General features: G+C 39.7%; 1 protein-coding gene. It reads left to right on the top strand.

Translation table 11 applies throughout. The features are described from left to right. Positions 1-499 precede the first annotated feature (499 nt). Positions 500-1,213, top strand: coding sequence for a peptidase inhibitor family I36 protein (locus tag AB4484_RS04505; RefSeq protein ID WP_372076626.1), 714 nt, complete (start codon positions 500-502; stop codon positions 1,211-1,213). Positions 1,214-1,453 lie beyond the last annotated feature (240 nt).

Genomic DNA, 1,453 nt, shown 5'->3' with positions numbered 1-1,453 from the left:
ACGATTAGCGGGATTCGGATTTTGTATACATTCGTCCTGAATGCTCAAAATCCCCGATCTACGATGTGACTCAGCGAGGCTTTGGATGACTCTTTCTGACGCACTCACTCCGTTCGATTGTCGGATCGTGATTTCTCATGAAAGGACTTCGCCCATTTCACGAGAAATCACGATCTCAAAGGGAAAGTTTCAGTTATGAGCGTTACGGTGTGATTTTTGGGTGAGTTCAAAAGATGTTAATTCGCACTGTGAAACCCTCTAGTTGTGAAATTAACTTTCAAAGTGAATCTGTGTGTCTGTGGGTGGTTTTGGTTCTTAAAATGGCTTACAGGCTGTGCGAGGGGCTTCTAGGCGGTGTTTCTGATAGGAAAGTGGCGAATTTTACATAATAGGAATAATAAACACCGGATTTTTATTCTTAAAATAAATTTAGCCGGGTGCTTTGGTTTTGGCTTTTTTGTTATAATCTTTGTTTTATAGATAAAGAATAAAATTTCATATGAAAAAGATATCATTGTTTTGTCTTGCGTTTATTTCTTCTCCATCTTTTGCTGATTATATTGATACACAGCATCCACAATGCCAAGCCAACCTTGAACGATGTATGGAGAATCAACCATACAATGTTCAATTATGTATGATTAGTTCACCGGATCCTTATGGGGCTGATTGTTATGTAGAGGGGAGCCGCCCTTCATACGTGTTTTATGCTTATCAAGATCGAGATAAGGGGGGGAGAAGCGCTGGCTTTCCTGTCGGTTTAAGCAACTTGTCGAAATATGATCTTGATAATGTGCTTTCTTCTTACACTCTTTCTTCAGGGTACTCGGCCACTTTATTTTCTGGCCCTAACGGAACCGGTGATAGTTGGCTTATTGAAAGTGGCTATAACTCTTGGGTTGGAAAAGATTTGAATGATAAAGTCTCCTCGGTCAAAGTTGAAAAATCCGAGGATGTTCGCCCTATGATGATGTATCAAGATCGTGATTATAAGGGAACTCGATGGGATTTGAAGGTTGGTCTTAATAATTTAGTTCCAATGAAAGCTGGGGATGTGTTGTCATCATATAAGATTAGAAGTGGTTATAGGGCTACTTTGTATGAGCACCCAGATCAAGGTGGTGATGCTGTAGTGGCTCTTCCTGGAAGTAACCCATGGATTGGTAATAAGTGGAATGACAGAATTTCGTCAATATTGATCGAGAAAATGTAACGTTAGATATCTATTGTTATTTACCATAACGACACTTAATCCGCACCGAGATTCAGAAACAAAAAAGCCTCCCAATCGGGAGGCTTTTTTGTTTGTTTTTGCTCAACAACAAAAGTTTGTCGTTGAGACTTTGAGCATTTGAACGTAATCTAATGCCCATATGTGACGAAATTACTCTTAGCAGGAGTGGTTTTCGTCGAGATACTCTAAACGTTAACAGGCGTTGAAGTCCTTTCATGA

Origin of the sequence: Vibrio sp. 10N.261.46.A3, from assembly GCF_041472995.1 — a bacterium.
Classification (GTDB): Bacteria; Pseudomonadota; Gammaproteobacteria; order Enterobacterales; family Vibrionaceae; genus Vibrio; species Vibrio coralliirubri.
This window is presented reverse-complemented; position numbering and strand designations above follow the sequence as displayed.

Coding starts and splice junctions, on each gene's coding strand:
- AB4484_RS04505 (WP_372076626.1), top strand. CDS start 500: ATGAAAAAGATATCATTGTTTTGTCTTGCGTTTATTTCTTCTCCATCT.